The 26,311-nt window shown below is 68.4% G+C and carries 27 protein-coding genes and 1 pseudogene; 19 read left to right on the forward strand and 9 right to left on the reverse strand.

Annotated features, from left to right (window positions below):
* The first annotated feature begins 3 nt into the window (after window positions 1-3).
* Window positions 4-1,035: a family 2 encapsulin nanocompartment cargo protein polyprenyl transferase gene (locus tag HDA44_RS17120; RefSeq protein ID WP_184835584.1), complete on the forward strand. Its 1,032-nt coding sequence runs from the start codon at window positions 4-6 to the stop codon at window positions 1,033-1,035.
* Window positions 1,036-1,210: 175 nt separating this feature from the next.
* Here HDA44_RS17120 and HDA44_RS17125 read toward each other — a convergent pair whose 3' ends face one another.
* Window positions 1,211-1,450 carry a hypothetical protein gene (locus HDA44_RS17125; RefSeq protein ID WP_184835586.1) on the reverse strand — a complete coding sequence of 80 codons (240 nt, stop codon included), beginning with the start codon at window positions 1,448-1,450 and terminating at the stop codon, window positions 1,211-1,213.
* Between the two features lie 197 nt (window positions 1,451-1,647).
* Here HDA44_RS17125 and ispH point away from each other — a divergent pair, with 197 nt between their 5' ends.
* The 3 genes and pseudogenes from ispH to HDA44_RS38905 form a co-directional block, all read left to right on the forward strand.
* On the forward strand, window positions 1,648-2,598 hold the full coding sequence (gene ispH / locus HDA44_RS17130; protein ID WP_184843759.1) for a 4-hydroxy-3-methylbut-2-enyl diphosphate reductase: 951 nt from the start codon (window positions 1,648-1,650) through the stop codon (window positions 2,596-2,598).
* Window positions 2,599-2,600: 2 nt separating this feature from the next.
* Window positions 2,601-3,368: a bestrophin-like domain gene (locus tag HDA44_RS17135; RefSeq protein WP_184835588.1), complete on the forward strand. Its 768-nt coding sequence runs from the start codon at window positions 2,601-2,603 to the stop codon at window positions 3,366-3,368.
* Window positions 3,369-3,483: 115 nt separating this feature from the next.
* Window positions 3,484-3,969 (forward strand): annotated as a pseudogene (locus HDA44_RS38905) (DUF6923 family protein); the annotation flags it as partial.
* On the opposite strand, the gene HDA44_RS38080 reads toward HDA44_RS38905, so the two are convergent.
* Window positions 3,969-4,157, reverse strand: a complete 189-nt coding sequence (locus HDA44_RS38080) for a hypothetical protein (RefSeq protein ID WP_184835592.1) — start codon at window positions 4,155-4,157, stop codon at window positions 3,969-3,971. The pseudogene HDA44_RS38905 and the gene HDA44_RS38080 overlap by 1 nt on opposite strands.
* A 1,147-nt stretch (window positions 4,158-5,304) precedes the next feature.
* Between HDA44_RS38080 and HDA44_RS17150 the strand changes: the two genes are divergently transcribed.
* The 4 genes from HDA44_RS17150 (at window position 5,305) to HDA44_RS17165 (ending at window position 8,851) form a co-directional block, all read left to right on the forward strand.
* A complete protein-coding gene (locus tag HDA44_RS17150) occupies window positions 5,305-6,822 on the forward strand; it encodes a DHA2 family efflux MFS transporter permease subunit (RefSeq protein WP_184835594.1) in 1,518 nt (505 codons plus the stop codon).
* The gene (locus HDA44_RS17155) at window positions 6,819-7,766 is read left to right on the forward strand and encodes a sigma-70 family RNA polymerase sigma factor (RefSeq protein ID WP_184835597.1); all 948 of its coding nucleotides are present in this window, start codon (window positions 6,819-6,821) and stop codon (window positions 7,764-7,766) included. Before HDA44_RS17150 ends, HDA44_RS17155 begins: the two co-directional genes overlap by 4 nt.
* The gene (locus HDA44_RS17160; RefSeq protein ID WP_184835599.1) at window positions 7,766-8,521 is read left to right on the forward strand and encodes an isocitrate lyase/PEP mutase family protein; all 756 of its coding nucleotides are present in this window, start codon (window positions 7,766-7,768) and stop codon (window positions 8,519-8,521) included. Before HDA44_RS17155 ends, HDA44_RS17160 begins: the two co-directional genes overlap by 1 nt.
* Window positions 8,522-8,632: 111 nt before the next feature.
* Window positions 8,633-8,851: an antitoxin gene (locus HDA44_RS17165; protein ID WP_184835601.1), complete on the forward strand. Its 219-nt coding sequence runs from the start codon at window positions 8,633-8,635 to the stop codon at window positions 8,849-8,851.
* A 73-nt stretch (window positions 8,852-8,924) separates the two neighbouring features.
* Here the strand turns inward: HDA44_RS17165 and HDA44_RS17170 are convergent, their stop codons facing one another.
* Window positions 8,925-9,752 (reverse strand): methyltransferase domain-containing protein, encoded by an 828-nt coding sequence (locus tag HDA44_RS17170; RefSeq protein ID WP_202887406.1) that lies wholly within the window; start codon window positions 9,750-9,752, stop codon window positions 8,925-8,927.
* 49 nt (window positions 9,753-9,801) lie between these two features.
* On the opposite strand from HDA44_RS17170, the gene HDA44_RS17175 reads away from it, so the two are divergent.
* Both HDA44_RS17175 and HDA44_RS17180 read left to right on the forward strand, forming a co-directional pair.
* Complete coding sequence (locus HDA44_RS17175; RefSeq protein ID WP_184835603.1) at window positions 9,802-10,617, forward strand: alpha/beta fold hydrolase; 816 nt, start codon at window positions 9,802-9,804, stop codon at window positions 10,615-10,617.
* A 301-nt stretch (window positions 10,618-10,918) separates the two neighbouring features.
* Window positions 10,919-11,656 (forward strand): SDR family NAD(P)-dependent oxidoreductase, encoded by a 738-nt coding sequence (locus HDA44_RS17180; protein ID WP_184835605.1) that lies wholly within the window; start codon window positions 10,919-10,921, stop codon window positions 11,654-11,656.
* A 160-nt stretch (window positions 11,657-11,816) separates the two neighbouring features.
* Here the strand turns inward: HDA44_RS17180 and HDA44_RS17185 are convergent, their stop codons facing one another.
* Window positions 11,817-13,370, reverse strand: a complete 1,554-nt coding sequence (locus HDA44_RS17185; RefSeq protein WP_184835606.1) for an FGGY-family carbohydrate kinase — start codon at window positions 13,368-13,370, stop codon at window positions 11,817-11,819.
* A gap of 115 nt (window positions 13,371-13,485) precedes the next feature.
* Complete coding sequence (locus HDA44_RS17190) at window positions 13,486-15,327, reverse strand: ABC transporter ATP-binding protein (RefSeq protein ID WP_238352473.1); 1,842 nt, start codon at window positions 15,325-15,327, stop codon at window positions 13,486-13,488.
* A gap of 176 nt (window positions 15,328-15,503) precedes the next feature.
* On the opposite strand from HDA44_RS17190, the gene HDA44_RS17195 reads away from it, so the two are divergent.
* The 3 genes from HDA44_RS17195 (at window position 15,504) to HDA44_RS17205 (ending at window position 17,508) form a co-directional block, all read left to right on the forward strand.
* Window positions 15,504-15,929: a MarR family winged helix-turn-helix transcriptional regulator gene (locus HDA44_RS17195; protein WP_184835610.1), complete on the forward strand. Its 426-nt coding sequence runs from the start codon at window positions 15,504-15,506 to the stop codon at window positions 15,927-15,929.
* An 80-nt stretch (window positions 15,930-16,009) separates the two neighbouring features.
* Window positions 16,010-16,543, forward strand: coding sequence for a hypothetical protein (locus HDA44_RS17200; protein WP_184835612.1), 534 nt, complete (start codon window positions 16,010-16,012; stop codon window positions 16,541-16,543).
* Window positions 16,540-17,508, forward strand: coding sequence for an alpha/beta hydrolase (locus HDA44_RS17205; RefSeq protein WP_184835614.1), 969 nt, complete (start codon window positions 16,540-16,542; stop codon window positions 17,506-17,508). Before HDA44_RS17200 ends, HDA44_RS17205 begins: the two co-directional genes overlap by 4 nt.
* Here the strand turns inward: HDA44_RS17205 and HDA44_RS17210 are convergent.
* Together HDA44_RS17210 and HDA44_RS17215 are read right to left on the reverse strand one after the other, a co-directional pair.
* On the reverse strand, window positions 17,423-18,880 hold the full coding sequence (locus HDA44_RS17210; protein ID WP_184835616.1) for a peptide MFS transporter: 1,458 nt from the start codon (window positions 18,878-18,880) through the stop codon (window positions 17,423-17,425). The genes HDA44_RS17205 and HDA44_RS17210 overlap by 86 nt on opposite strands.
* Window positions 18,881-18,958: 78 nt before the next feature.
* Entirely contained in the window at window positions 18,959-19,945 is a 987-nt protein-coding gene (locus HDA44_RS17215) for a hypothetical protein (RefSeq protein ID WP_184835618.1), read from the reverse strand.
* Between the two features lie 292 nt (window positions 19,946-20,237).
* Here HDA44_RS17215 and HDA44_RS17220 point away from each other — a divergent pair, with 292 nt between their 5' ends.
* The 4 genes from HDA44_RS17220 to HDA44_RS17235 are packed head-to-tail and all read left to right on the forward strand — an operon-like array spanning window position 20,238 to window position 24,206.
* A complete protein-coding gene (locus HDA44_RS17220; protein WP_337906074.1) occupies window positions 20,238-21,296 on the forward strand; it encodes a LacI family DNA-binding transcriptional regulator in 1,059 nt (352 codons plus the stop codon).
* Window positions 21,297-21,346: 50 nt separating this feature from the next.
* Window positions 21,347-22,342, forward strand: coding sequence for a Gfo/Idh/MocA family protein (locus HDA44_RS17225; RefSeq protein ID WP_184835622.1), 996 nt, complete (start codon window positions 21,347-21,349; stop codon window positions 22,340-22,342).
* Window positions 22,343-22,358: 16 nt separating this feature from the next.
* Window positions 22,359-23,372, forward strand: a complete 1,014-nt coding sequence (locus tag HDA44_RS17230) for a Gfo/Idh/MocA family protein (protein WP_184835624.1) — start codon at window positions 22,359-22,361, stop codon at window positions 23,370-23,372.
* A gap of 3 nt (window positions 23,373-23,375) precedes the next feature.
* Window positions 23,376-24,206, forward strand: coding sequence for a Gfo/Idh/MocA family oxidoreductase (locus tag HDA44_RS17235; protein ID WP_184835626.1), 831 nt, complete (start codon window positions 23,376-23,378; stop codon window positions 24,204-24,206).
* Between the two features lie 58 nt (window positions 24,207-24,264).
* On the opposite strand, the gene HDA44_RS17240 is transcribed toward HDA44_RS17235, so the two are convergent.
* On the reverse strand, window positions 24,265-24,450 hold the full coding sequence (locus HDA44_RS17240) for a hypothetical protein (RefSeq protein WP_184835629.1): 186 nt from the start codon (window positions 24,448-24,450) through the stop codon (window positions 24,265-24,267).
* Window positions 24,451-24,537: 87 nt separating this feature from the next.
* On the opposite strand from HDA44_RS17240, the gene HDA44_RS17245 reads away from it, so the two are divergent.
* Entirely contained in the window at window positions 24,538-25,248 is a 711-nt protein-coding gene (locus HDA44_RS17245; RefSeq protein WP_184835631.1) for a 2OG-Fe(II) oxygenase, read from the forward strand.
* A gap of 118 nt (window positions 25,249-25,366) precedes the next feature.
* Here HDA44_RS17245 and HDA44_RS17250 read toward each other — a convergent pair whose 3' ends face one another.
* Window positions 25,367-26,002 (reverse strand): SGNH/GDSL hydrolase family protein, encoded by a 636-nt coding sequence (locus HDA44_RS17250; RefSeq protein WP_184835633.1) that lies wholly within the window; start codon window positions 26,000-26,002, stop codon window positions 25,367-25,369.
* A gap of 67 nt (window positions 26,003-26,069) precedes the next feature.
* Between HDA44_RS17250 and HDA44_RS17255 the strand changes: the two genes are divergently transcribed.
* Window positions 26,070-26,309 (forward strand): hypothetical protein, encoded by a 240-nt coding sequence (locus tag HDA44_RS17255; RefSeq protein WP_184835635.1) that lies wholly within the window; start codon window positions 26,070-26,072, stop codon window positions 26,307-26,309.
* Window positions 26,310-26,311: the final 2 nt, after the last annotated feature.

Below are 26,311 nucleotides of genomic sequence, written 5' to 3' on the forward strand. Positions count from 1 at the left end.
GCGATGTCAACTCTTCAAGGCACCCGATCGGCGGCCGACCTGCTTACCTGGAGCCGTCAACAGGTCGAGCCCGCGCTCCGGGCCGCGGTCGAAACGTTGCCCCCGGCAACTCGGCGGATCGTGGCATACCATTTCGGCTGGGCCGACGAGGACGGGAACCCGGCACATGCCGACGGCGGAAAGGCGATCCGGCCGGCGCTGGTTCTGCTGACGGCGCAGGCCGTTGGTGGTACTGCCGAGTCCGCGTTGCCGGCTGCCGTAGCGGTCGAGCTGGTCCACAATTTCTCGTTGCTGCATGACGATGTGATGGATTGCGATACGGCTCGGCGGCATCGGGCCACGGCTTGGACGGTATTCGGGCTTGGGCCGGCGATTCTGGCCGGGGACGCGTTACTGGGGTTGTCGTTCGACGTGCTCGTCGGCAGTGGTCATCCGGCGGCCGGCGAGGCCTGCCGGACACTCGGGGCTGCCGTGCAGGAGCTGGTCGACGGGCAACTGGCCGATGCCGAGTTCGAGACGCGGGACGATGTCACGCCGGCGGAGTGCGTGCGGATGGCGCAGTTGAAGACGGGCGCGTTGCTCGGGTGCAGCACCGCGCTCGGTGCGCTGTTCGGAGGCGGCCGGTCAGACCAAGCGGATCATTTGCGGCTGTACGGCGAGGATCTGGGTTTGGCATACCAATATGTCGACGATCTCCTCGGCATCTGGGGTGAACCTTCCGTCACCGGAAAGCCGGTCTTCTCCGACCTCCGCCGCCGCAAGAAGTCCCTGCCGGTCGTCACCGCTCTCTCTTCAGGAACCACGGCCGCGCGCGACCTGTCGACGCTCTACCACCGCGAAGGCGACCTCTCCGACACCGACCTCGCAACCGCCGCCGCCTTGATCGAAGCATCCGGCGCCCGAGCCACAAGCCAGTCCCAAGCCGACGCCCTCCTAGCCGCCGCCCTAACCGAACTAGCCACGGCCACGACCCCCAACCCCGCCACCACCGAACTAACAACCCTCGCCCACCTAGCCACCCGCCGAACCCACTAGTGGGGACCCATGCCACCACCGCCACCGCCACCCCCGCGACCCCAACCCATGCGCCTCACACCACCACACCCCACAACAGCAACCCCACCCACCCCGCTACCCACCGCGCTGCCGACAACCCCACCCACGCCACCGCAGCCACCGCCGCCGCACGCACCAACCACTCCACCGGCCCTCACAACCCGACTACCCCAACCAACCCCACCCACATCACCGTCGCCGCTGCGAGCAACCCCGTCAACGCCACCAGAAACAGCACCGTCGGAGGCGTCACCAACTCCGGCAACGCCCCCGCCAACACGAACAGCCCAGTCAGCGGCAGCACCACCACAACCGCCATCACCCTCGCGACCAGCAACCACTCCGCCAGCCCCAACCACACCTCCGCCACCGACGACGCCCGCAACACACGCAACGCACAAGGCGCACGCAACGCAGGTTCCGCAGGCAGCGCAGGTGACACACGCAACTCAGCCCAAGCAGGCACCGCACGCTGCGCAAGTGGAGCAGGTGAAGCCGGTGGCGGACGAACCCCGGGCTGCGCAGGTGACGAACGCAGCTCGGGCTACTCAAGTGCAGCAGGGGGAGCAGGTGGAGCATGAAGGGCGGGCAATGCAGGTGGGGCGGGTGGGGTGGGGTCGGCGGAAGGTTTTGTTGGCGGGGCCTCGGGGGTTTTGTGCGGGGGTGGAGCGAGCGGTGGAGGTTGTTGAGCGGTTGCTTGCAGCCGGGTCGGGGCCGGTGTTTGTTCGCAAGCAGATTGTTCACAATACTCAGGTTGTCGCGGACCTCGCCGCTCGTGGGGCGGTCTTTGTTGACAATCTTGATGAGGTGCCTCGCGGTGCCACCGTCGTGTTCTCGGCCCACGGTGTCTCGCCGTCGGTCCGGCGCGATGCGGCCGAGCGCGGGCTGAATGTGGTCGACGCGACGTGTCCTCTGGTCACCAAAGTGCATCAGGAAGCGCGTAAGTACGCCGCGGCCGGCGACACCGTCGTACTGATCGGCCACGCCGGGCACGAGGAAGTGGAGGGGACTCTCGGCGAGGCGCCGGAGCGGACAGTCCTGGTCGAGGATCTGCAGGATGTCGACAATCTACAAGTCGACGATCCCACCAGAGTCGCCTACCTGACCCAGACCACGCTCGCGGTCGACGAGACCACCGCGCTGATCGATGCCCTGCGCAACAAGTTCCCCGGCGCCCGCGGACCCGGCACCGCCGACATCTGTTACGCGACGACGAACCGTCAGGCAGCGGTGTCCGAGATCGCCGAACGTGCGCAACTGATCATCGTGGTCGGATCGGCCAACTCCTCCAACTCGCGCCGGCTGGTGGAGATCGCGATCCGCTCCGGCACGACCGCGTACCTGGTCGACCGTGCCGACGAGGTCGAACCGGATTGGCTGGACGGCGTCAGCGTCATCGGGCTGACGGCCGGTGCATCGGCTCCCCTGGTGCTGGTTGACGAGGTGATCGCGCGGATCGGGGAGTACGGTCCGGTCGACGTCGTCGAACATACGGTGACGCGGGAGACGGTCAGGTTCACGTTGCCGCCGGAGGTGCGGTGACCATGAGCCTGTTCGTCAGCGGGTTGCTCTGGGTCGGCGGCATCATGATCGTCACCGCGGTCCTCGCCGTCGTACTGCGCAAGTGGCGTCAGCGCGAAGGGCGGGAGGCGAACAACGAAGTCGCGGGCCAGGTCTTCACCGTGGTCGGCGGGGTGAACGTGGTGATCGCGGCGTTCGTACTGATCTCGCTGTTCGACGGCATGGACAGCGCGAACCGGACGGCGTACGACGAGGCGAACGCGCTGGTCGCGGTGCAGTGGGCCGGGGAGGCGCTCGCACCGCAGGACCGGACCCGCGTACGCCAACTGACGCGCGCGTACGCGACCGAAGTGTCGGACCGGGAATGGCCGGCGATGCGGAACGGACGTGAGGTCGACGATCAGGGCTGGACGTTGCTCGCGTCACTGCAGAAGACGGTGGAGCACGCGAAGACGACGAGCGAGCGGCAGGAGGACCGCCGGGTCCAGGCGGCGAACCAGGTCTGGATGGTATACCAGGCAAGACAGTCCCGGCTGAACTCGAGCGGCAGCGGGGTCAGCGAGGTGGTGTGGTTCGCGATCCTGATCGGCAGTGTGATGTCGGTGGCGCTGATGTTCATGTTCGGCGGGCCGGGGTTGTACTCGTACGCGTTCATCGTCGCGATGCTGTCCGGCGCGATCGGACTGCTCCTGTTCGCGATCTACCAACTACAGAACCCGTTCAGCGGCGGCGCGGACGTCGGCCCCGACGCCTTCGTGGCAGCCATCTCCCGATTGAACGACGGTGGATGATCCCGGCCCGAAGGTCACCTCAGCCGCGCGTGGCGGGGTGGGCGCGGTTGTTTGTGCCGTGGTGGTGGCGGGAGTGGTCGCGGGTGGGTTCGCCGTCGTGTCGGCGGGACCGTCGGTGGCTGCGGCCGGGTGTTCGTACCTTGACTTTCAGTCGGCTGGGTACCAGTCAGCGTCTCGGTTGATACGGGTCGACCTGCCGTCGGGGCGTACGTCGGATCTCGGGCGACTCGGCTACCAGGTACAAGCGGCCGGGTACGCGCGTACGCAGGATCTCGTCTACGGGATCGCCACCCGCGGCCACGGCGGCTGGCTGCTGCGCCGTCCGCATCTCGTGTCGGTGACTCGCCAGGGCAAGGTCACCGATCTCGGCGAGGTACGGCACGGCATCGGTGGGCTCGCGGATGCTTCGGCCGGCGCGGTCGTCGGTTCGCGGTTCTACGTACGCGATCATCTGCGGCTGTACACCGTGGACATCAACCCGGCTAGCAGCTCGTACCGGCGGGTGGTTGGCGTCGTACGGCTGTCGCTGCTTGGGCTGGAGGTGGAGGATTTCGGGGCTGATCCCTCGTCGGGGGTGTTGTACGGGGTGGCGACGTGGGGTCATGTGGCGAAGCTGGTCACGCTGTCGCCCGCGACCGGCGCGGTCCAGGTGGTGGCGAACGTGCCGGGCATTCCGTGGCAGGACGGGTACACGTCGGTCGTCGTCACCAACTCCAGCGTGTACGCCGTACACACCGGCCACGGCCGACCGAGCCAGCTGTACCGAATCGGCTTCGACGGCTCAGCCACCAAACTCACCACCACCCGCCCACTCGCCAACAGCGATGCCGCCGGCTGCCTAACCCAATCCACCCCACCGCCCCACACCCCAACTCCCCCACCACACACTCCTCCACCGCACACCCCAACTCCCCCGCCACATACCCCGCCGCCACATACCCCGCCTCCTCCGACGCACCCCTCCACGCCAACACCGCACCCACCCCCGACCACCCACCCAACGCCACGCCCAACCCCACCCAGGCCGCACCCACCCACCCCACGTCCTCCGACCCCACCTGGGCCTACTCGACACCCGTCGCCAACGCTCACCCCCTCCCCAACCCACCCCTCACCGAGTCCCACCGCGACCCCATCCCGCCGCGACCTCCCACCCCCGCGCACCACCCCATCCCCAACCAAGCCACCCCGCACCCCGCCACCCCGCGCCACCCCACCCACGGACTTCACCATCGCCCACCCCCTCGCCATGCAACCAACACCCCGCGACCACCCGAACCACACCGTCCAGGTCCTCCGCCGCTGGTCCCTGGCCACCCTCCTGGTCATCCTCAGCGGAGGCGCCGCCACCGCCGCCCAACGCCGCATGCGAAGACACCGCCGATGACGTACCGAAGAACAGGTAGTAGTCCCGCCGCCGAGACCGGCGCGACCACCACGAGCAGGCGTGGTCCGGCCGGCGGACGCCACGACAACCGCGACCAGCGTGGTGCGGTCGCCGGCCGCAGCGACCAGCCGTGGGCGCACCACCGGGCGCTGAGACCGGCGCGACCAGCCGTGGGCGCACGGTGAAACGGCGACCACTACCCGTCCTTCGGTACGCGATCGCGGGAGGTGGGCGCCGGCGCGGCACCTGCGGACGGAAGTTCGTTCAACCCGGCCGATGATGGCGTCGGGCCGGCAGCACCTGCGGACGGAGGTTCGTTCAACCTGGCCGGTGATGGCGTCGGGCCGGGTGGGCGCGCTGGGACGACGCCGGGCGGGTGGGTGCGCCGGGGATGGCGTCAGGCTGGGTGGGTGCGCCGGTGAGCTGTGTGCTTCCCGGACGTCAGGTAGCTCGGCAGGATCAGCATCCCGGCCGGTTCGCGGAAAGTTCTTGTCGTCGGAGCGATGAGTTCGAGGGCCGGCGGTGGTCTGTACTGGTGTGACTAGACGGATGAGCGGTTCGGAGCGGTGGGTCTTGGGGCTGGCTTCGGTGGGGTCGGTGATGGTGGCGCTGGACACCTTGGTGGTGGCCGCGGCGCTGACGACCATTCGGGCTGATCTCGGGGCGTCGGCCGAGGGGCTGGAGTGGACGGTCAATGCCTATGGGCTGAGTTTCGCGATGTTGTTGATGACGGCGGCCGCGTTGGGTGACCGTCTGGGGCGGCGGCGGATGTACGCGGCCGGGCTCGCGCTTTTCACGGTTGCTTCGGTCGCGTGTGCGATGGCGGCGAATCTGCCGTTCCTGATCGCGGCGCGCGCGGTACAGGGCGTCGGCGCGGCGATGGTGATGCCGCTGGCGATCGGCCTGCTCGGTGCGGCGTTTCCGCCGGAGCGCCGGGCGCGGGCGATCGGGGTCTTCAGCGGCCTGACCGGGATCGCGGTGCTCGGCGGACCGTTGATCGGCGGACCGTTGATCGGCGGCGCGGTCACCGAAGGGCTGTGCTGGCAGTGGATTTTCTGGATCAACGTACCGATCGGCGTGGTCGCGATCGCGCTCGTGCTCACCAAGATCCCGGAGAGCACCGGCCCGGCGCGACGGCTCGACCTGGTCGGCGCGGTGCTGATCAGTCTCGCCGCACTCGGTCTCGTCTGGGGCACCGTACGCGGTGAATCGGCCGGCTGGACGAGTGCGGAAGTACTGACCGGCTTCGCGGGCGGGATCGTGCTGCTGATCGCCTTCGGGCTGTGGGAGCGGCGTACGAAGCACGCGATGGTCCCGCTGACGTTCTTCCGGAACCGGACGTTCACCGCGGCGAACGCGGCCGGCTTCTTCCTCACCGCGGCCTTGTTCAGCGCAGTGTTCTTCCTCTCCCAGTACATGCAGGCCGTACTCGGATCCGCACCCCTGAAGGCCGGCCTGCAACTACTTCCATGGACCGGGACGTTGTTCATCGTCGGACCGATCGCCGGCCGGCTGGTGGATCGGGTCGGCGAACGTTCGCTGGTCGTGGTCGGTCTCGCGCTGCAGTCGGCCGGCATGTTCTGGATCAGCCGTGGCGCGGAGCATTACTGGGAACTGATCCTGCCCTTGGTGATCACCGGTTGTGGAGTCTCGCTGGCGATGCCCGCGGCGCAGAGTGCGGCGATGGCAGCGCTGCCGCCGCATGCGGTCGGGATCGCGTCCGGCGTCTACAGCATGACGCGCCAGCTCGGCGGTGCGGCCGGGGTCGCCGTACTCGGATCGGTGTTCGCGTCGGCCGGCGGGTACACCGGTAACGGTTTCTCGCGGGCGCTCGCCGGCGGCGGCGTACTGTCGTTGCTCGGGGCCGTCGCGGGCCTGGCGATCGCCACCCGGCGTACCACCGAGCCGAACCTGGCGAATCCGGCGGCTGCCCAGGCGGCGGGCGCGAGGGCTGCCCAGGCCGCGGAGGCTGCCCAGGCCGCGGAGGCTGCCCAGGCCGCGGAGGCTGCCCAGGCCGCGGAGGCTGCCCGGGCCGCTGGGGCGAAGGCGGTGGAAGGAGCTCGATGAACCTTGAGGAGGAGTTCGCGCGGCATCGGGGCGAGCTGGTCGCGCACTGCTACCGGTTGCTCGGTTCGCTGCACGACGCCGAGGACGCGGTCCAGGAAACGTACCTGCGCGCTTGGCGCGGGCACGCGGACTTCGAACACCGGTCCACCATCCGGACCTGGTTGTACCGGATCGCGACCAACGTGTGCCTCAATCTCCTCCAGCACAGCAGCCGGCGCGTGGTCCCGTCCGCGCTCGGTGCCCCCGGCAACGATCCGGACGACCTGCACGCGTCGGCACTCGAAGTGCCCTGGCTGGAGCCGTTCCCGGATCAGTTGCTCGGCGCCGACCCGGCCACCGTGGTCGGCGACCGGGAGAGTCTGCGGCTCGCGATGGTTGCCGCGATGCAACATCTTCCGCCGCGGCAGCGCGCCGTACTGATCCTGCGTGAGGTACTCACCTGGCCGGCCGCCGACGTCGCCTCGCTGCTCGACACCACAACGGCCGCCGTGAACAGTTCGTTGCAGCGGGCGCGGGCCGAGCTCGCCCGGCAGCGCCCGCGCGAAGACGAGTTGAGCGAACCGCACGAACCGTTGCGCCGCGCGTTGCTCGACCAGTTCCAGGCGGCGATGGAAAACAAGGACCTCGTCGTGCTGGAAGGGCTGTTCGCCGCGGACGCCCGGTGGGAGATGCCGCCGATTCCGACCTGGTTCAGTGGGCGTACGGACGTACTGCGCCTGCTCGAATCGAAGTTGCGTCCAGGACCCGGTCAACGCGTACTGGTCGAGACGTCGGCGAACGGACAGCCCGCCTTCGCGATGTACCTGCGCGGCGCCGACGGCCGGTACCACGCGCATTCGATCAAAGTGCTGACGCTGCGGAAGGACGTTGTCTCGGCTGTCATCGCGTTCCACCACCCTGCCCTTTTCCCAGCCTTCGGGCTGCCACTGATCAGGAGATCTTGATGTCATCGGCAACTGTTTTGCGGGCATTGCACGTTCCGGGTACGCCGCTGGTCGTACCGAATGCCTGGGATGCCGCGTCCGCGCGGCTGATCGAAGCGGCCGGGTTCGCGGCCGTCGCCACCAGCAGCAACGCCACGGCGGCGGTTCTCGGGTACGACGACGGGGAGGCCGCACCGGTTCAGGACGTGCTGGATTCCGCCGCGCGGATCGCTCGCGCGGTATCCGTACCGGTCACCGTCGACTTCGAGCGCGGCTACCGGCTCGACCCGGCGGAACTGGTCGAACGGTTCGCCGCCACCGGCGCCGTCGGCCTGAATCTGGAGGACTCCGACCCGGCGACCGGCGCGATGATCGACCCGGGCGAGCAGGCCGACTTCCTGGCCGCGGTCCGCGCCGTGGCGGGTGACACCCTTGTCATCAACGCCCGGATCGACGCGTTCCTGCGCCAGGCCGGCTCGGCTGAGGATCAGCTGAGCACCGCGATCGACCGCGCCGCCCGCTATTTCACGGCCGGCGCCGACTGCGTGTACCCGATCGGGGTCGGCGATCTGGACCTGATCGGCCGGCTGGTCAAGGAGGCGCCGGGCCCGGTGAACGTCGCGTACGGGCAAGGCGCCAACACCATAGCCGCGTACGCGGCGCGCGGCGTCGCGCGGGTGAGCTTCGGCCCGATGTTCCAGCGGCATCTCTACGGGACGTTCGCCAGGAGCGTACTCCCCACGCTGCAGGCGGACCGGAATCCGTTTGCCGGGTGATTGTCCGGTGTGGGATTCCGGCGATGGGGTACTACCGGTTCGGGCGTGGCTGGTGATTTCGCGCCCGAAGGTAGTGCAAGGCAACCATCGACAGGAACGGGGTAAGAGACGATGGGTATGTTCGACGAGATGAAGGACAAGGCCGGAGACCTGGCCAAGGAGCACAGCGACCAGGTCAACGAAGGTCTGGACAAGGCCGGCGAGTTCGCCGACGAGAAGACCGGCGGCAAGTTCGGTGACCAGATCGACCAGGGCAAGGACATGGCCCGGGACCAGCTGGGCAACCTCGGCGGCGACGGCGACGGCGACTCAGCGGACAACCAGTCCTGACCCACACCCCTGGGCGGGCCGCGCACCTCACCGCGACCCGCCCAGCGGTCCCCCCGGCGGTGTTGGCTGGGGTTCAGTGCCAGATGACTGTTTCGATTTCGCGGCGGCGTTCGGCGAATCTGCCGTGGTCCGCGGTGCTCGTCAGCAACTCGCGCAACTCGGCCTCGAAGTCCGGCAGCCGGGTGCCGAACAGATGCGGCGCCGAGCTCGACAGCGAGAACACTGACGCGACCAGCTGCTCGACAGTACGGTCCTCGATCTCGTCACCGCCGACGATCAGCCGGTCCGGCCCTTCGTACCCGGCTGCTTTCATGATCTCCTCTTCATCCGGCAGAGCTCCGTTCAGGCGTACGCCCTGCCCGGCGCGGCGTACCGGCCCGAGATAACGCGCCACCAGCGCGTCGATCGCGTCCCACGGCGGCCTCGGCCGGGGCAGTTCGTCGGGCCCGTCGAGCCCGCGGTGCGTCGTCGCGCGGACCTGCACCCACCGCCCGCCCGGCGCCAGCATGCCGCGAATCCGCGCGGCCACCAGCGGCTGATCCATCCAATGAAACGACTGCGCGAACGTCACAACCTGGAACACACCAAGCTCCCCCGGCAACTCCTCGGCCCGCGACTGATGCCACTCCGCGTTCCCGATCCCGGCGTCACTGGCCCGCCCGGCGGCAACCGCCAGCATGTCGGCGTCCGCGTCGACCCCGACAACCGTCGCAAAGTACGGCGCCAGCAGCAAAGTCAGCGATCCCGGCCCGCATCCGACGTCCAGCAGCCGCCCCTGACCGTCCAGTCCGAGCTCGTCCCGCAGCCCCACCCCGAGCGCCTTCGGGTAGGCCATTCGCCCGACCGGATAGTGCGCGGCGCTGCCTGCGTACAGGCTCTCGTCCCAGGTCCATTCGCTCACGAAGCGAGGCTAGCGCTAACCGATAAGTCGATATTGTATGGTTAGTTTGATGGAGCTCGCGCAGCGGTACGAGAAGCACGGACGGACGATTGCCTGGGACCGGCGTGGGCAGGGGCCGGCGGTCGTGTTCTGCCACGGGACACCGTTCTCGTCGCGAGTCTGGAGCGCGTACGCTGATGCCCTGAGCAACGACTTCACGGTATACCTGTGGGACATGCCCGGGTACGGCGAATCGTCCAAGCGGGTTGACGATCCCGTCGACTTCGATGCCCAAGGCAAGGTGTTCGCGGAGCTGCTGGCGTACTGGGAACTGGACCGGCCGCGAGTGATCGCGCACGACTACGGCGGCGCGGTTTCGCTCCGGGCGACCTTGTTCGAAGAAGCGGTATACCATTCGCTGACGCTGGTCGACACGGTCGCGATCCCGCCGGCCGGGTCGCCGTTCTTCCAGTTCGTGCAGGATCATCCGACGACACTCGACGAGCTACCGGAGTACATCCACGACGCGGTGCTTCGGGCGTACATCCAGGACGCCAGTCATCACGATCTGCGGCCCGATCAGCTGGACGAACTGGTGGCGCCGTGGCTCGGGCCGGAAGGGCAGCCGGCGTTCTATCGGCAGATCGCGCAGTTCGACGAGCGGTACCTGCGGGAGATCGAGGCGAACCTGCATCGGCTGACGATCCCGGTGACCGTCCTGTGGGGCGCGGAGGACCGCTGGATACCGCCCGCGACCGGGCGCAAACTGGCCGGCCTGATCCCGTCGGCCACGCACACCGAGATCCCGGGCTCGGGACATCTCATGCAGTACGACGCACCGGCGCCTCTCACCGCGCGATTGCTCGAATCGTTGAGAGTTCGTTGAGAGGGTGTTGAGGCGTCGTTGAGAGGTCGCTGAGCGTCGGCTGAGTACCGGCTGACAACACCGGACGCCGACCGCAGCCGGCTGCTCGCGCGCGGTCAGAATCGCCGACAGGGGTTCGTTCCAGGCGATTCCCGTCGTACTCTGCTGAGCGGGGAACGATGGCTCTGGGGGGGACGATCGTTTCGGCGGGGCGACGGTTCGGTGGGGAACGGTGGCTCGGCGGGTGTGTGGCCGGGCGGGGAACGATGCTCGTTGCAGGGGAGAACTGCGTGATGCTCGAGTGTGCGCGGCTGGGTGCGCGATGACTTCACTACGACGGATTCTGGTCTGGATTTCCGGCGCCTCGGCGGGTCTCGGGGCCGCGCTGGCGGCGACGATCCCGTTCGACAATCCGGAGCTGGTCGACCTCTCCCGCCGCGGCGGTACGCCGGGAACCCACCACGTCGCGGTCGACCTGGCCGACCCCGAATCCTGGCCGGTCGTGGACAAGGACTTCCGCCAGCGGATCGAGGCCGGTGATCCGGAGCTGGTCGTGTTCATCCACAACGCCGGCACGCTGACACCACTCGGCCCGGCCGATCGGGTCGACACCTCGCAGTACACGCGCAACGTACTGCTCAACTCCGCGGCCGCGCAGATCCTCGGGCACTCGTTCCTGAGCGCGGTGTCCGGGCGGGACTGCGAACAGCACCTGATCATGCTGTCGTCGGGCGCGGCGCGGCAGGCGCACGAGGGTGAGTCGAGCTACGGCGCCGGGAAGGCAGCCATCGACCAATGGGTCCGGACCGTCGGCCTGGAGCAGCAGCGCCGCGAACACGGCTGCCGAGTGATCTCGGTGTCGCCTGGTTCGCTGGACACCGGAATGCAGGCGGAGTTGCGCGCAACATCCGCCGAGCAGGTACCGGTGTCGAGCCGGTTCCGGGAGCTGGAAGCACAGGGCCTGCTCGCCAAACCGGAGTCCGTAGCCCGAGCAATCTGGTCCCTGCTAGACCGAGACCTGGACAACGGCACCGTCCTCCACATCCGCGACATAACCTGACCCAACCACCTGCCCCGCGCTAATCACCGCACACCTGCCGCCACGTACCTGCCGCCGCGCACCGGCTGCCACGTACCTCCCGCCACGTACCTCCCGCCGCGTGCCTGTTCGCGCGTGCCTGTTGGCGCGGTGGCTGGTTGCCACTGCCTGTTGGTACGGACTACTGCTCGGCTAGGCGATGGATCTGGTCGCGGGTTGCCGGGTACAGCTCGGTGTACGTCCGCAGCAAGGTCTCGTACGTCCGCGCCGTCGAAGGATCGGGCACGACAACGTGATCGGCTTGGGTCCAATCAGTGTCCGGCGGCACCGCCCCGATCCCGATCGCGGCGAGCAGCGCGTCGCCGTACGACGCACCGATCGTCTGCCGCGGGACCACCTGTTCGACCCCGGTGACATCGCTGACGATCTGCGCCCAGAGCCCGCCCTGCGTACCACCACCGACCGCGACCACGCGTTCCGTACCAGTGAACGTGTCGAGGATTTGGCGTACTCCACAGGCGATTCCCTCGTACGTTGCCCTGAGCAAATGTCCGCGCCCGTGCCGCAAGGTCAGGCCGGCGATCACGCCGCGTGCGAGCGGATCGTAGATGGGGGTGCGTTCGCCGCCGAAGTACGGCAGGAGTACCAAACCTTCACTCCCGGCAGGGATCGCGGCCGCCTCGGCGAGGAGGGTCGCAAATGGTATACCACCGGTCAGCTCCTGCAGCCAGGTCGTGATCGACCCCGACGTCGCCATGCCGGCCGCGAGGGTGTGCGATCCCGGTTCGACGCCGGACGTGGTCCAGAGACCGCGGACACTGGTCGGCGCCGGGAGGACCTGCACGAAGAACATCGTCGATCCGTACATGAGCATCAGATCGCCAGGACGTCGTACGCCGACGCTGAACGCCTCGGCCCAGGCGTCGACAGTGCCCGCGATGACGGGCGTTCCGACCGCGAGGCCGGTCGCCGCGGCTGCTGCTTCGTGGACCACGCCAACCTGTTCGTACGGCCAGACCAGCGGCGGCAACACGAGGCCAGGCAGCACCGCGTCGACCCAGTCGGTGGCCCAGTCCTGTTGGTGAATGTCGTAGAACGGGTCGCACTGGCTGGCCGTGTGGTGATCGAGCACCCATTCGCCTGTGAGTCGGGCGATGACGTACGTGTGTGCGCTGAACCACCGGTCGTCCGGGCGCCACCCATCCCCCGCGTCCCGACGCAACCAGGCCAGCTTCGGGCCGATCGCCTGACTGGAGAGCTCCTTCCCACACCGCTCAAGGATCGCCTCAGCGCCGAGCTGCTCGGTCAGCTCAGCAATTTCACGGGTCGCCCGACTGTCGATCCCATACAAGATCGCCGGCCGACGCGGCACCAGCTCACCATCAGCCTGAACCACACACGGCCCAAGCCCAGAAACACAAACACCAACAACCTCCCCACCACCAGCACCCCCAACCCCACCACTCAACCCAGCGTCACCGACGCCACGGGCGAAGCCCTCGCCACCGGCCGTGTCACCAAAGGCGTTGGTGGCGTTTGCGTTGGTGGTTAGTTCGGTTAGGACTTCTGTTACCTGAGTCCACCAGTCGTGGATGGGGTCCATCTCTGCCCAGCCCGGTCGTGGCAGATTTGGGGCGTGGTCGCGGCGGGCGACCGCGACGACCTCGCCGTCGAGCGTGCAGAGGACAGCCTTCGTACTGCCGGTACCGATGTCGACCCCGATGACGAAGCTCATCCGTCGATTGTCCACGTGAACGGTCGCCCGGCGGTGAGAGATACCTGCTTGCGGCCGTCGCGGTGTCGTAGGACAACGGTTGCGTCGCGGTCAGCGGTTAGTACAGCGTGTGCGGTTAGGCGGCTTTGGTGAATTGGGTGTCGTACAGGTCGGCGTACAAGCCGCCGTGCGCCAGTAGTTCCTCGTGGGTGCCGCGCTCGCGGATCTCGCCGTCGGCCAGGACCAGGATGATGTCGGCGTTGCGGATTGTTGACAATCGGTGCGCGATCACCAGCGACGTACGCCCGACCAGCGCGTTCGCCAGCGCGGTCTGGACGGCGGCCTCGGATTCGGAGTCGAGGTGCGCGGTTGCCTCGTCCAGGATCACGATCGACGGCGACTTGAGCAGCAACCGCGCGATGGCGAGCCGTTGCCGTTCACCACCGGAGAGCCGGTACCCGCGATCGCCGACCACCGTGTCCAGACCGTCCGGTAGATTGTCGACAAGAGTCGCGATCTGCGCCGCCTCAAGCGCCTCATGCAGTTCGGCATCGGTAGCGTCCGGCCGGGCCAGCTGCAGGTTCGCGCGGATCGTGTCGTGGTACATGTGCGAGTCCTGCGTGACCACGCCGATCACCCGGCGCAGCGAGCTCTGAGTCACGGCGCGTACGTCCTGACCACCGACAAGTACGGCTCCGCCAGTAGCGTCGTACATCCGGGATACCAGCGACGACAGCGTCGACTTGCCGGCACCGGACGGGCCGACCACAGCGACCAGCTGACCAGGCTCGACGGTGAACGTGACGTCCTTCAGCACCTCGTCACCGGTCTCAGCGGACAACGTCGCCACCGATTCGAGCGACGCAAGCGAGACTTCCGAGGCCGACGGGTAATGGAACGACACGTGGTCGAACTCGATCGACGGCTCGGCCGTACGCGGCAGTTCCTTCGCGTCGTCACGATCCGCGACCATCGGCGGCAGATCGAGTACCTCGAGTACGCGCTCGAAGCTGACCAGCGTGGTCATCACGTCGACCTGGATGTTGGACAGCGCGGTGAGCGGGCCGTACAGCCGGTTCAGGTAGGCGGTCAGCGCGACGACCGTACCGATCCCGAGCGCTCCTTCGACCGCGAAGATCCCGCCCACGCCGTACACCAGGGCGACCGCGAGCGCCGCGACCAGCGTCAGCGAGACGCGGAAGATGCTGCCGTACATCGCGGTCGTGACACCGATGTCGCGGACCCGCGCGGCCTTGCCGGCAAAGTCCTTCGACGAGTCCTGCGTACGCCCGAACACCTTGGCCAGCACCGCGCCCGCGACGTTGAACCGCTCGGTCATGGTCTGCGCCATGGTGGCGTTCAGCCGGTACGTCTCGGCTGTTGCCTCACGCAACTTTCCGGCCAGCAGCCGGGCCGGGATGACGAACAGCGGGAGCACGACCAGGGCGAGCAGCGTGATCTTCCACGACATCACGAACATCGCGGCCAGTACGAGCGTGACGCTGAGCAGATTGCTGACCACGTTGGACAAGGTGGACGTGAACGCCTGCTGGGCGCCGAGGACGTCACCGTTCAGGCGCTGGATCAGCGCGCCGGTCTGGGTACGGCTGAAGAACGCGACCGGTAGTTGCTGGACATGGTCGAAAACCTTGGTCCGCAGGTCGTACACGAGTCCTTCGCCGATCCGCGCCGAGAACCAGCGCTCGGCGAGCGTGACCGCGCCGTTGACCAGGGCGAGCAGCGCGACGACGAGGGCCAGCCAGACGACGACCTCGGCGTTCCGCGGGACGATGCCGCGGTCGATGATCGCGCGGAACAGCAGCGGGGTGACCGCGCCGGTGCCGGCGTCGAGCGCGACGAGGGCGAGAAAGGCGGCCAGATAGCCGCGGTACGGGCGGGCGAAGCCGAGGATCCGGCGCAGCGTGCCCGCGCTGAGCTTGTGATGCCGGACGGAGGAATCCTTCATCAGCGAGCGCATCGCGCGCCCACCGCCCCCGCCCGGAAGTCCAGAGAGTTGTGACATGCAGTTCCTTCCGGTCCGAGATATGCTGAGATTAACTCACTATGAGCAAACCTCACAACATCCGGATTTGTTCCCGCGGGCACGACGGCCAGCCGGCGCGTACGCGGCGACTCGTTCACTAGGCTCTGCACATGCCCGCTCCCGATGACACCGCGGAACAGATCGCCGCCCTGCTGGACGGCATCGTCCGCCGCCAGCGCCGTGGCTCCCGGGAGGGCTTCAAGGACAGCGTCACGCACGGTCAGTTCCGGGTGCTGCGTACGCTCGATCGCGCCGGCCGGGCGCTCCGCCTGAGCGAGCTGGCCGCCCAACTCGGCATCGTCCCGCGCTCGGCCACCTCAGTGGTCGACGATCTGGAAACCGCCGGCCTGGTCGCCCGCCACCCGGACCCGAACGACCGCCGCGCCACCCTGGTCGACCTCACCCCCGCCGGCCGCCAGATCCTCACCACCCTCCGGGAAAAACGCCGCTCCGTGATGGCCACCCAACTCGCCCGCCTCACCCCAGCCGAACAAGAAACCCTCGCCCACCTCCTCCACCGCCTCACCGAGGACTGACCGCCGGGCCGTCGCCGCGCGGATTGCCGGGATTGTGCAATCCGGCGGGGGTTCGGGCGTGGGGGTGGTTGGTTTTCGGTATGCGGATTGCGACTACGACGCCGGCGCAGGCGGCCGGGATGGTTCGGCGGGATCAGGAATTGTTGGTGGGGCTGGTCGAGGGAAAGAACGAGGAGGAGCTGCGGGCCGCGTACGAGGTCAATGACGGGCCGCTCGGGCATTTTTGCGACTCGCTGCATGACCTGGTCGCGCATGTGTTGATGTGGGACGAGATCACCTTGGCCGTACTGCGGGATGCCGCGGTGGGGCGGCTGCACTGGAGCCTGGATCCGCGGTGGGAGACGGCGGAGATCGGGAGTGCGCTGAACTTCGGCGGAGTCGAGGCCGGGCGGAGGATTCCGTCGGAGCTGCTGCTGCACCGGTATACCAAAGTTGGCGCGGCGCTGGTCGCGGAGATCGAGCGGTACGACGAGCGCGCCTGGGCGGACCCGGCGACCGGCGGTGGGTACGACGGTGGCATCGGCGCGCTGGCCGAGTACGTGTCCACGACGCCGGATGGGGTCTTGTTCGGGCACGCGGCTCGGCACTTGTTCCCGAAAGCGGTGGCTGGATGAGATCCGAACTCGTCGACAGCGCGGAATTCGGCGCCGAGACCGATGCGGTACTGAAGCACCTTGCCGATCTGCCGGGATACCCGGCCGCTGATCCGTACGAAGCCCTGCTCCTGGACCGGGAGGACCTTCCGGATCCGGTGCTCGCGGGTGAGCGTGATCCACGGGTTTCGGTCGAGGAGATCGAGATCGCGTTGCCTGGTCGTACGCTGCAGGCGATGGTATACCGGCACGCGACCCGGCCGCGGCCGATCGTGCTCTGGCTGCACGGCGGCGGGTTCATCGGTGGCCATCTGCGCGACATCGAGTACGCGGCGTCCGGGATCGCTGCCAACGGCAACGTTACCGTTGTCTCGCTCAACTACCGGCTGGCGCCTGAAAACCCTTACCCGGCAGGGCTTCACGACGTACACGACACGCTCGGCTGGCTCCGGACGAACCTTGACGGCGATGGGCGGATCGCTGTCGGTGGGCAGAGCGCGGGCGCCGCGCTCGCGGCCGGGGCGTGCTTGCTGGCGCGCGAGCTCGGTACGCCGCTCCCCGACCGGCAGCTGCTCTGCTACCCGACGCTCGACCTGCATCCGGACGAGGATTGGCACGAGTGGTACTTCGGTGCCGAAGCCAACGATCATGTCCCGGCGTTTGGTATACCACTGCGCGCGACCAGGCTCGCGGGTCTACCGCCGGCGCTCATCCTCGCCGCCGGACGCGACTCGTTGCGCCCCGACGCCGTCGCGTACGCGGACCGGCTGCACCACGACGGCGTACCCACCCGACTGGTCGAGTACGCCGACACGATGCACGCGTTCCTGAACTTCCCGGGCGTACTCTCCGCCGGCCGGCACGCGGTCGAACTGATCGGAGCGGACCTGCGTACGGCCTTCAGTGCACGCCGCTCATCAGCCGCCGGATCGGGCGAACGCCCAACGCCACTGCCCCGCCCAGTACCAGCGCGACCGCACCGATGACACCGAAGTACGCCGCTTCGTGGTCGGTGCTGTAGAACTTCGACAGCACGCCGGACATCGCCGTACCCAATGCGACCGACAGGAAGAACAACGCGACCATCTGGGTACGGAACGCGTCCGGCGCGAGTTTTGTCGACAAGGAGAGACCGACCGGCGAGAGCAGCAACTCGGCGATCGTGAACACCAGCAGGATGCCGGCCAGCCCGAGCAGCGGCGCGCTGTTCGGGCCACCGCCGGCCATCGTCAGGAAGAGCAGGAACGCGACGCCCATCACCGACAGCCCGAGACTGAACTTGACCGGCGTCGACGGCTGCCGCGGACCGAGCTTCGTCCACAGCGCCGCGAACACACCGGACAGCACGATGATCATCACCGGGTTGATCGACTGCACGAACGACACCGGCATCTGCCAGCCGAAGATGGTCCGATTCAGCCGCTGGTCGGAGTAGATCGTCACGACCGTGAACTGCTGCTGGTACAGCGACCAGAACGCCGCACTGGCAATGAACAGCGGGATGAAGGCCTGCACGCGCTTCCGCTCCACCTCGGTCAGCTGCTTGCTGGTGAGGATGACCGCGAAGTAGATGACCGCGGCGATCGCGCTGACCACCGCAACCGCGGTCGCGAACCGGGACGCGGGCAGTACGCCCGAGACCAGCAGCGCGACGACCACCACGAGCACCGCGCCCGCGATCAGCGCGACCTTGCGTCCGTCCTCGGCCGGAAGCGGATTGGGTACCTCGCGCGCGGCGGCGCTCAACCGGCGCCGGCCCGCGCCGTACTGGACGATGCCGAGGAACATCCCGACCGCCGCCAGACCGAACCCGTAGTGGAACCCGACGTTCTTCTGCAGCAGGCCGGTCAGCAGCGGTCCGACCAGTGCACCGAGGTTGATGCCGAGGTAGAACAGCGAGAACCCGCCGTCGCGCCGATCGTCGTCGGCCGCGTACAGGGTGCCGACCAGGGAGGTCGCATTCGCCTTCACACCGCCACTGCCGAGCGCGATCATGACCAGGCCGACGGCGACCCCACCCAGACCGGGGATCACTGCCAGCGCGATGTGACCGGCCATCACGACGGTCGCGCTGTAGAACAAGGTGCGCTCGGCACCGAACAGCCGATCCGCGAGCCAGGCGCCGAGGATCGTCGACAGGTATACCAAACCGCCGTACGCGCCGACGATGCTCGTCGCCGTGCCCTCGTCGATGCCGAGACCACCGCGGTCGGCGGAGTAGTACAGGTAGATCAGCAAGATGCCTTGCATGCCGTAGAACGAGAAGCGTTCCCACAGCTCGACGCCGAACAGGTTCGCGAGCACTGGCGGATGCCCGAAGAACGTACGCTGGGTTCTCTCGGTTTCCGGGTGGCTCACGGCACAGTCTCTCCCTCGAGTCGGCACAGTGCTGGGTCACTACGGTGATCGGGCCGGCGATCGGCCGGTTCGGACGGGTCAGTGATCGGCGCGGTGGGTGAAGAAGCGGGCCGGGTTGCCGGCCGCCCGCGGATTCGAGGCCAGCCAGGTGGCGAACGAATCGGGATGCCGGTGCTCCAGCTCGTCCAGGTAGGCACGCCGTACGTCGACCATCGCCTGGCGACGGTCCGCACTCACGGCCCGCTGGAGCTGGGTGAAGCTCCGTCGCCAAGCCAAGCACAACTCGTCGTCGGTCAGCTCGCCGACGCTCCGGACGACCGCCGACAAGTACTTCGGCAACGGCCAGTCCGCCACCGGACGAACCCCGGCGCCGAACACCTCGGGCCGCCGATCCGGTGCCTTGGGCAACTTCATCCGCGACCGCCTGGCCCCGGCGCGGCGCTCGGACCGGCGCTCGGACCGGCGCTCGGACCGGCGCTCGGCGCGGCGATCGGATCGGCTCTGGGCAGGGTTGTCGGAGCGGCTCTCGGAGTGCCGCTCAGCCCGGCCTTGGGCGCGGCGCTCAGCCCGGCTTCGAGCGCGCCGCTCGGACCGGCTTTGGGTACGGCCGGCGCGATCGTGCGATTGTGCCTGCGGACGGTGGTCGTCCGACCAGGCGTGCGCGGACGTACGCGCATGTGCGTGCGCTTCCACCTCCGTGCGCCCCGAACGCAACCAGCTCATCGCGGGCGGCGACACCGCGGCGATGAGGGCCAGCAGCGCCAGCGTGCCTGCACCGACCGCGGCGGCGAACCCGCAGACCGCCAGCACCATCAACCCGCCGAGCACACCCCAGCGCGGAACCAGCTGCACCAGGTCACCAGACGGGAGGTCCCGGCCGAGCCCGATGCTCAGACAGACGGCGCCGGAGGTCAGCGCCGCCACCAGGAACGCCACCAGGTTCGTCCCCGGCGACACGAACACCAGCGCGGCCAGCACCCCGATCCCGGCCAGCACGCCGACCGCTGCCCGCCAGATCCGGACGTACCGCAGCTCGATGTCGACCATGCTCACCCAGTGCCCCATCGCCGGGCCTCCAACCGGGAGTTCGCCTACCCCCAGTGTTACTCGTTCGGGCCCCGCAATGAAGCCTCCACCCGCCGCCACGCCGACAGCGGACCTCCAACACTCACCAAGGCCGTCCGGAGCCGCGGTCGTGAGGCCTCGTGAGCGTGGGGGAAGGCGGTCGCGGCGAGTTGGTGAGTGGGGGAGGTCCGGCCCCAAAAGGCGGCGAAGGGTGCAACCGGTTGCAGAGGCCGGTTAGGGTGGTGGGATGGCGTCTCGGGTTGGGCGGGTGGCGGGGGTTACGATCGGGGACGTGGCGGCGGCGGCCCGGGTTTCGCGGTCGACGGTTTCGCGGGCGTTCACGCGGCCGCAGTTGCTCAGTCCGGCGACCGTGGAGCAGGTGCTGACGACCGCGGCGCGGCTTGGGTACGTGGGCAATCAGGCGGCGCGGGCGCTGTCGACCGGACGGTTCGGGAACATCGCGGTGGTCGTACCGGACATCGCGAACCCGTTCTTCCCGCCGCTGGTCCGGAGCCTGCAACTGGCGGCAGAGACGGCCGATCTGGCGGTGTTTCTCGGCGATTCGGACGAGTCCGCGGAGCGGGAGGCAAAGCTGATCGCGCGGCTCGCGCCGCAGGTCGAGGGGTTCGTACTGGCGTCGCCGCGGCTGTCCGAGCAGCTGATCCGCGAACTCGCCGCGACCCGCCCGGTCGTACTGGTGAACCGTGATCTCGACGGGATCGCGCGGGTGCTGATCGACTCGTCCGGCGGGATGACCGAAGCCGTGCTGCTGCTGAAAAAGCTCGGTCACCAGCGGCTCGCGTACCTGGCCGGGCCGCGGGATTCGTGGTCGGACGGTCAGCGGCGTACGACGTTGGCGCGCGTTTCCGAGCAAGCCGGACTGACCGTCGAGGTGATCGAAACCGGGCGGCCGAGTTATGCGGCGGGGCGGGAATCGGTGTCGGCGATCGTACGGTCCGGTGCGACGGCGGCGATCGCGTTCGACGATGTGGTGTCGCAGGGGGTGCTGGCCGGGCTGGAGGTGCGAGGGATCTCGGTGCCGGCGGATTTCAGTCTGGTCGGGTGCGATGACACGCTCGCCGCGCTCACCACGCCCGCGCTCACGACGGTCTCGGCCGGCGCGGCAAGCGCGGGCGCGGCGGCCGCCCAGCTCCTCATCACCCTCCTGCAGTCCCCCGACGGCCGACCGGCAGACGCGGCTGCCGGGGGTGAGGGCGCCGCCGCCGCGGGTGCGAGCGGTGCTGCCGGAGGTCGCGCCGGAGAAGATGGGGGCGGTGGGGAGTGTGTGCGGATTGGGACGCATTTGGTGGTTCGGGGTACTACGGCGGTTCGGGGTGGGATGGTCGCCTGAGGTGGTCAGGGCCGTTGACGTGCAACCGGTTGCATGCTGGAATCACGGACATGACTCGGATCGCGATTGCCGGCGCCGCTCATCCGCACGTCGCCTACGCGACCACCGAGGTCGACGAGCGCGATGACGTCCAATTGGTCGCGGTATCCGACCCGGATCGCACCACCGCCGAACGGTGGGCAACGCCGTACGAGGCGAAGGTCTTCACCGACCACCGGCAACTGCTCGACGAGACCCAGCCCGATGTGGTGATGGTCGCGGGGATCTACAGCGACCGTGGCCGGGTGGTCGTCGACGCACTCGACGCCGGCGCGCATGTGATCGCCGACAAACCGCTGTGCACGACGCTCGAAGACCTGGACGCGATCACCGCCGCCGTACGCCGAACCGGCCGCCACGTCACCCTCCTGCTGGAGAAGCGGTACTACCCCGTCACCCTCGCCGCGCTCGAGATCGTCCGCTCGGGCCAACTCGGCACCATCCACGGCGTCACCTCCTCCGGGCCGCACAAACTCAACCGCCCGACCCGGCCGGCCTGGTTCTTCGACCGTGCGCGGTACGGCGGTCTGCTCAACGACCTGTCCGTACACGACCTCGACGCCGCGCTTCTGTTCACTGGTCTGACCGGCGGTACGGTCAGCGGATCGCTCGCCGGAAATCCGGCCTGGCCTCGGTACGGGGCGGCGACGCTCAGCGGTCCCGGCGTACTGGTCACGGCGGGGGTCGATTGGCTGACGCCGGCCGGTTCGCCCGTACACGGGGACTATCGGATGAAGCTCGTCGGTACGGAAGGTACGGCGGAGTTGCTCTGGGCCCGTAACCGCCTGAAGCTGACGACAACCGACCTGGCGCCGCACGACCTGCCACTGCCGAAGGGTTTTCGCCCCGCCGAGTTGCCAATCCAGGCGCTTGCCGCAGGCAACGAGCCGGACATCACCACCGCTCAGAGCCTGCTCGCCACCCGCCTCGCCCTGTTGGCGCAGCAGTCCGCGGAGAGCGACGGTATACCTTTGCCCTGGGCAACCGACGATCCAAACCGTCCGTGATCGGAGAGAAGGTCCTATGCGTTTCGCCTTGATCGGTGCCGGTGTGATCGGTGCCGTACATGCTCGTCTGATCGAAGCCCTCGGCAACGAAGCCGAACTGGTCGCGGTTGTCGATCGCGATCTCGAGCGGGCCGGGAAGCTGGTCGAGCAGTACGGCGGTCGCGCGTACGCCGATCCGGCGGAGGCGTACGCGGCGGGGGAGCTCGACGCGGTCGGGATCTGCTTGCCGAGCGCACTGCACGCGGACGTCGCGATCGAGGCGCTGCACGCCGGAAAGCACGTGATCGTCGAGAAGCCGGTCGACATCACGCTCGCTGCCGCCGATCGGCTGCTCGCCGCGCAACGGTCGACCGGTCTGACCGTGTCGGTGATCAGCCAGCGCCGCTTCCAGCCGCCGGTCGCGCAGATCCGGGCCGCGATCGACACCGGCGCGCTCGGCCGGGTCACCTCCGGGATCGCCGAGTCGGCGTTCTTCCGCCCGCAGTCGTACTACGACGGCGACGACTGGCGCGGCACGCTCGCGGTCGACGGTGGTGGCGCGCTGATGAACCAGGGCATCCACGCTCTCGACCTGCTGGTCTGGATGCTCGGCCGTCCGGTCGAAGTCAGCGCGCAGACCGGCCGGCTCGCGCACGAAGGGATCGAGGTCGAAGACCTGGCCGGCGCGTCGATCCGCTTCGAGAGTGGGGCGATCGGCTTGATGCTCGCCAGTACGGCCGCGTACCCGGGGCGTCCGGTTCGGTTGACGATCCACGGTGATCAGGGCACCGCGGTACTGGACGACGACGAGCTTGCGTACTTCGCTTCGGCTGACGCCGGTATACCAAAAGCTCCGGTCCTCGACGGTCCGAGCGATTGGGGAGCGGTTGAGCTGGCGCACCTCGCGCAGTACCGCGACTTCATCGCCGCCGTCCGCGAGGGGCGCGCGCCGATGGTGCCGGTGGAGGCCGGGCGCCGGTCGCTCGCGACCGTGCTCGCCGTCTACGAATCGGCCCGCGCCGGGCGTCCCGTCGAGATCAAGGAGGACTGACGCATGCCGCTCCGCGTCGCCCTGGTCGGTACCGAGAACAGCCACGCCGACGAAATCATCCGCCACCTGAACGTCGAGGAGATCTCGGATGCCGCCCGCATCGTGGCGCTGGTGGGTGCCGACGACGAACGGAACCGCAAGCTGGCGGCCGCGGGCGGGATCGGTCAGATCGTGCCGACCTCGGCGGAGCTGATCGGCAGCGTCGACGCGTTGATCGCGACCAATCGCGACGGCGCATTGCATCGCGAGCACGCCGTACCGTTCCTGGCGGCTGGTATACCAGTCTGGGTCGACAAGCCGCTGGCTGCGAGTACGGCAGACGCGCGGGCGATTCTTGCGGCGGCGGAGCAGTCGGGTACGCCGGTCACGTCGTACTCGGCGGTGCGGTGGGTCGCGGATGCGGATGCTCTCGCGGCTGAGGCGGCACAGGTCGGCGAGTTGCAGGCAGTCACTGTCACCGGGCCGGCGGATCCGGACAGTGAGTACAGCGGGATCTTCTTCTACGGCATCCACGCCGCGGATCTGGCGCAACGGCTCGCGCCTGGCGAACCTGGGCCCGTCGCGGTCGAGCGGGTCGGGTCGACCGTTGTGGTGCGGTACCGCTGCGATGGCGTACTGGTCACGTTGCAACTGGTGAAGCCGACCGAGGATGCGCGGGTGCCGTTCCACGCGGAGGTGGTCGGGCGGACCGGGCTGGCGAGTCGCGACATCCGGCTCGATTCGGAGTACGTCGTACCCGGCCTACAGGTGTTCTTGAAGATGCTCACGACCCGCGAACAACCACTCGACCACAAGACCATGCTGGCGCCGATCACCGTACTGGAGCAGGTGTAGGGACCAGCCGAGAGCAGGGGTGGGCTGGGGCCTGCTCAGGTTGCCGTAACGGCAGTGGTCAGCGGGCTCTTCCGCCACTCTTGCCCTTTGGCGCATTGCGAGGTTTGGACGGACGGCTCAGCTCCCCGACGGGCTGGACGTGTACCACGTTGTCGCCGTCCTTGACGTCAAAAGCCTCGCTCGGGTCTGGGCGACCATCGTGGATCGCCTTCAGTACCGCCTTCGTCAGGTCGTCCTCGCTCATCGTGTCTCCATTCGGGTCGGATGGATCGATGGTTGCAGTTCAGCGGGTCAGCCCTCACACGACCGCGCTTCCAGCCGTTCCACTCGTATGAACAAGTACGAGCGACGAGTGGCCGGAGCGGACTGGGGCGTGGTGACCGCCGAGGTGGACGATCTCGGCTGTGCGCTGCTGCCTCAGCTGCTCACCCCGAGCGAGTGCGCGCGCATCGCCGCCCTGTACGAGCAGGCCAGCCATTTCCGCGCCACGATCGACATGGTCCGGCACCGGTTCGGCGAGGGACAGTACCGGTACTTCGACCGGCCGTTCCCGGAGGCGGTCGAATCGTTGCGGCAGGCACTCTATCCACGCCTGCTGCCGATCGCGCGGGAATGGTATACCAAACTTGGCCGGGCGGCTGAATGGCCGGACACCCTGGACGAGTGGCTGGACATCTGCCACGCCGCCGGCCAGCCGCGCCCGACCCCGATCCTGCTGCGGTACGGCGCCGGTGACTGGAACGCGCTGCACCGTGATCTGTACGGCGACAAGGTGTTCCCGCTGCAGGTCGTGATCAACCTGAACGATCCCGGAATCGACCACACCGGTGGCGAATTCCTGCTGGTCGAACAGCGCCCACGCGCGCAGTCCCGGGGTACGTCGACGCTGATTCCGCAGGGTCACGGACTGGTCTTCACGACCCGCGATCGGCCGGTGAAGTCCGCTCGCGGATGGTCCGCCGCGCCCCTACGCCATGGCGTCTCCGCGATCCGCTCCGGCCAGCGCCACACCCTCGGTTTGGTATTCCACGACGCGAAATGACGCAGCACGCCCGCTAGTGCGCCCGCCGTCACCCCGTACGCATCGCCAAGCAATCGGCTCAAGGTGCCGCCGATCGCGCTGCAGCCGTAGGTGGGCGGCCACGAGGTACTCGATGGGGTTAAGGGGCGGCCAGGTCGGTGCAGATGTCCCAGGCGGCTTGCTGGAGGAGGGCGGCGGTTTCCGGGGGTAGGCCTTTGACCGGGGTGTCGATGCCGACCGGGTCTGCTTCGAGGAGGGCGATCAGGAAGACGCAGGCGCCCAGGTAGCTGCCGGCGATGGTTGGGTGGCTGTTGTCCGAATCGTGCAGCACCGGCTGGTCGTGAGTGGCGAGGAACCGTTCCCAGACCGGTCCGACCGGGACGAGTGTCGCGCCGAGCTCGGCGGCGGCAGCGGCGTACGCGTCGGTCAGTGCTTGCTGGGTATCCGGGGCGTTTCGGCGGGCCCAGGTCAGATACAGGACAGTACGCAGACCCGCGTCGCTGATCGCCGCGCCGAAGTCCCGGGCGCTCTCGCGGAAGCGGGCCGGGCTCTTGATCGGAAGGGTGCTCTGCTCTTGGAGTACGACCGTGTCGAAGCCGCCGGTCCTGAGCTGATCGAGCGCCTTGCCGGCGTTCAGGTGCTGCCGCAGTGACGCTCCCCCGACCGAGATCACCTTGTGCTCGATCGCAATCCCACGCGCCGCCGCCAGCCCCTTGACCAGGCCAGGCAAGTTGTTGTTGGTCGTAAAACTGTTCCCGACATAGAGAATCCGCACGCCCTGGACGGTACCCCTCAAGGCAGCACATTTGGTATGCCATTCGGTGGGTGAGGTTCGGGAGCGGATGATGCGGAACGTGCTCGAGGTCGCGTACGACGGGGAGGTGCTGGTCGGTTGCTCGACGGTGCGGCCGCCGGCGGAGGAGACATCGGTGGCGGAGACGTCGGCGGTGGTGGAGACGCACATTCTGGCGAGCAACGAGGACGGGCTGCGGTTCGCGAAGGCGCATGGGTTCGTCGAAGTGGAGACGTACCTGTTACCAGGCGACAGCGTGCCCTTTGTGGAACTACGGTTGGGCGCGTGACG

This window comes from Kribbella solani, assembly GCF_014205295.1.
GTDB classification, from domain to species: domain Bacteria; phylum Actinomycetota; class Actinomycetes; order Propionibacteriales; family Kribbellaceae; genus Kribbella; species Kribbella solani.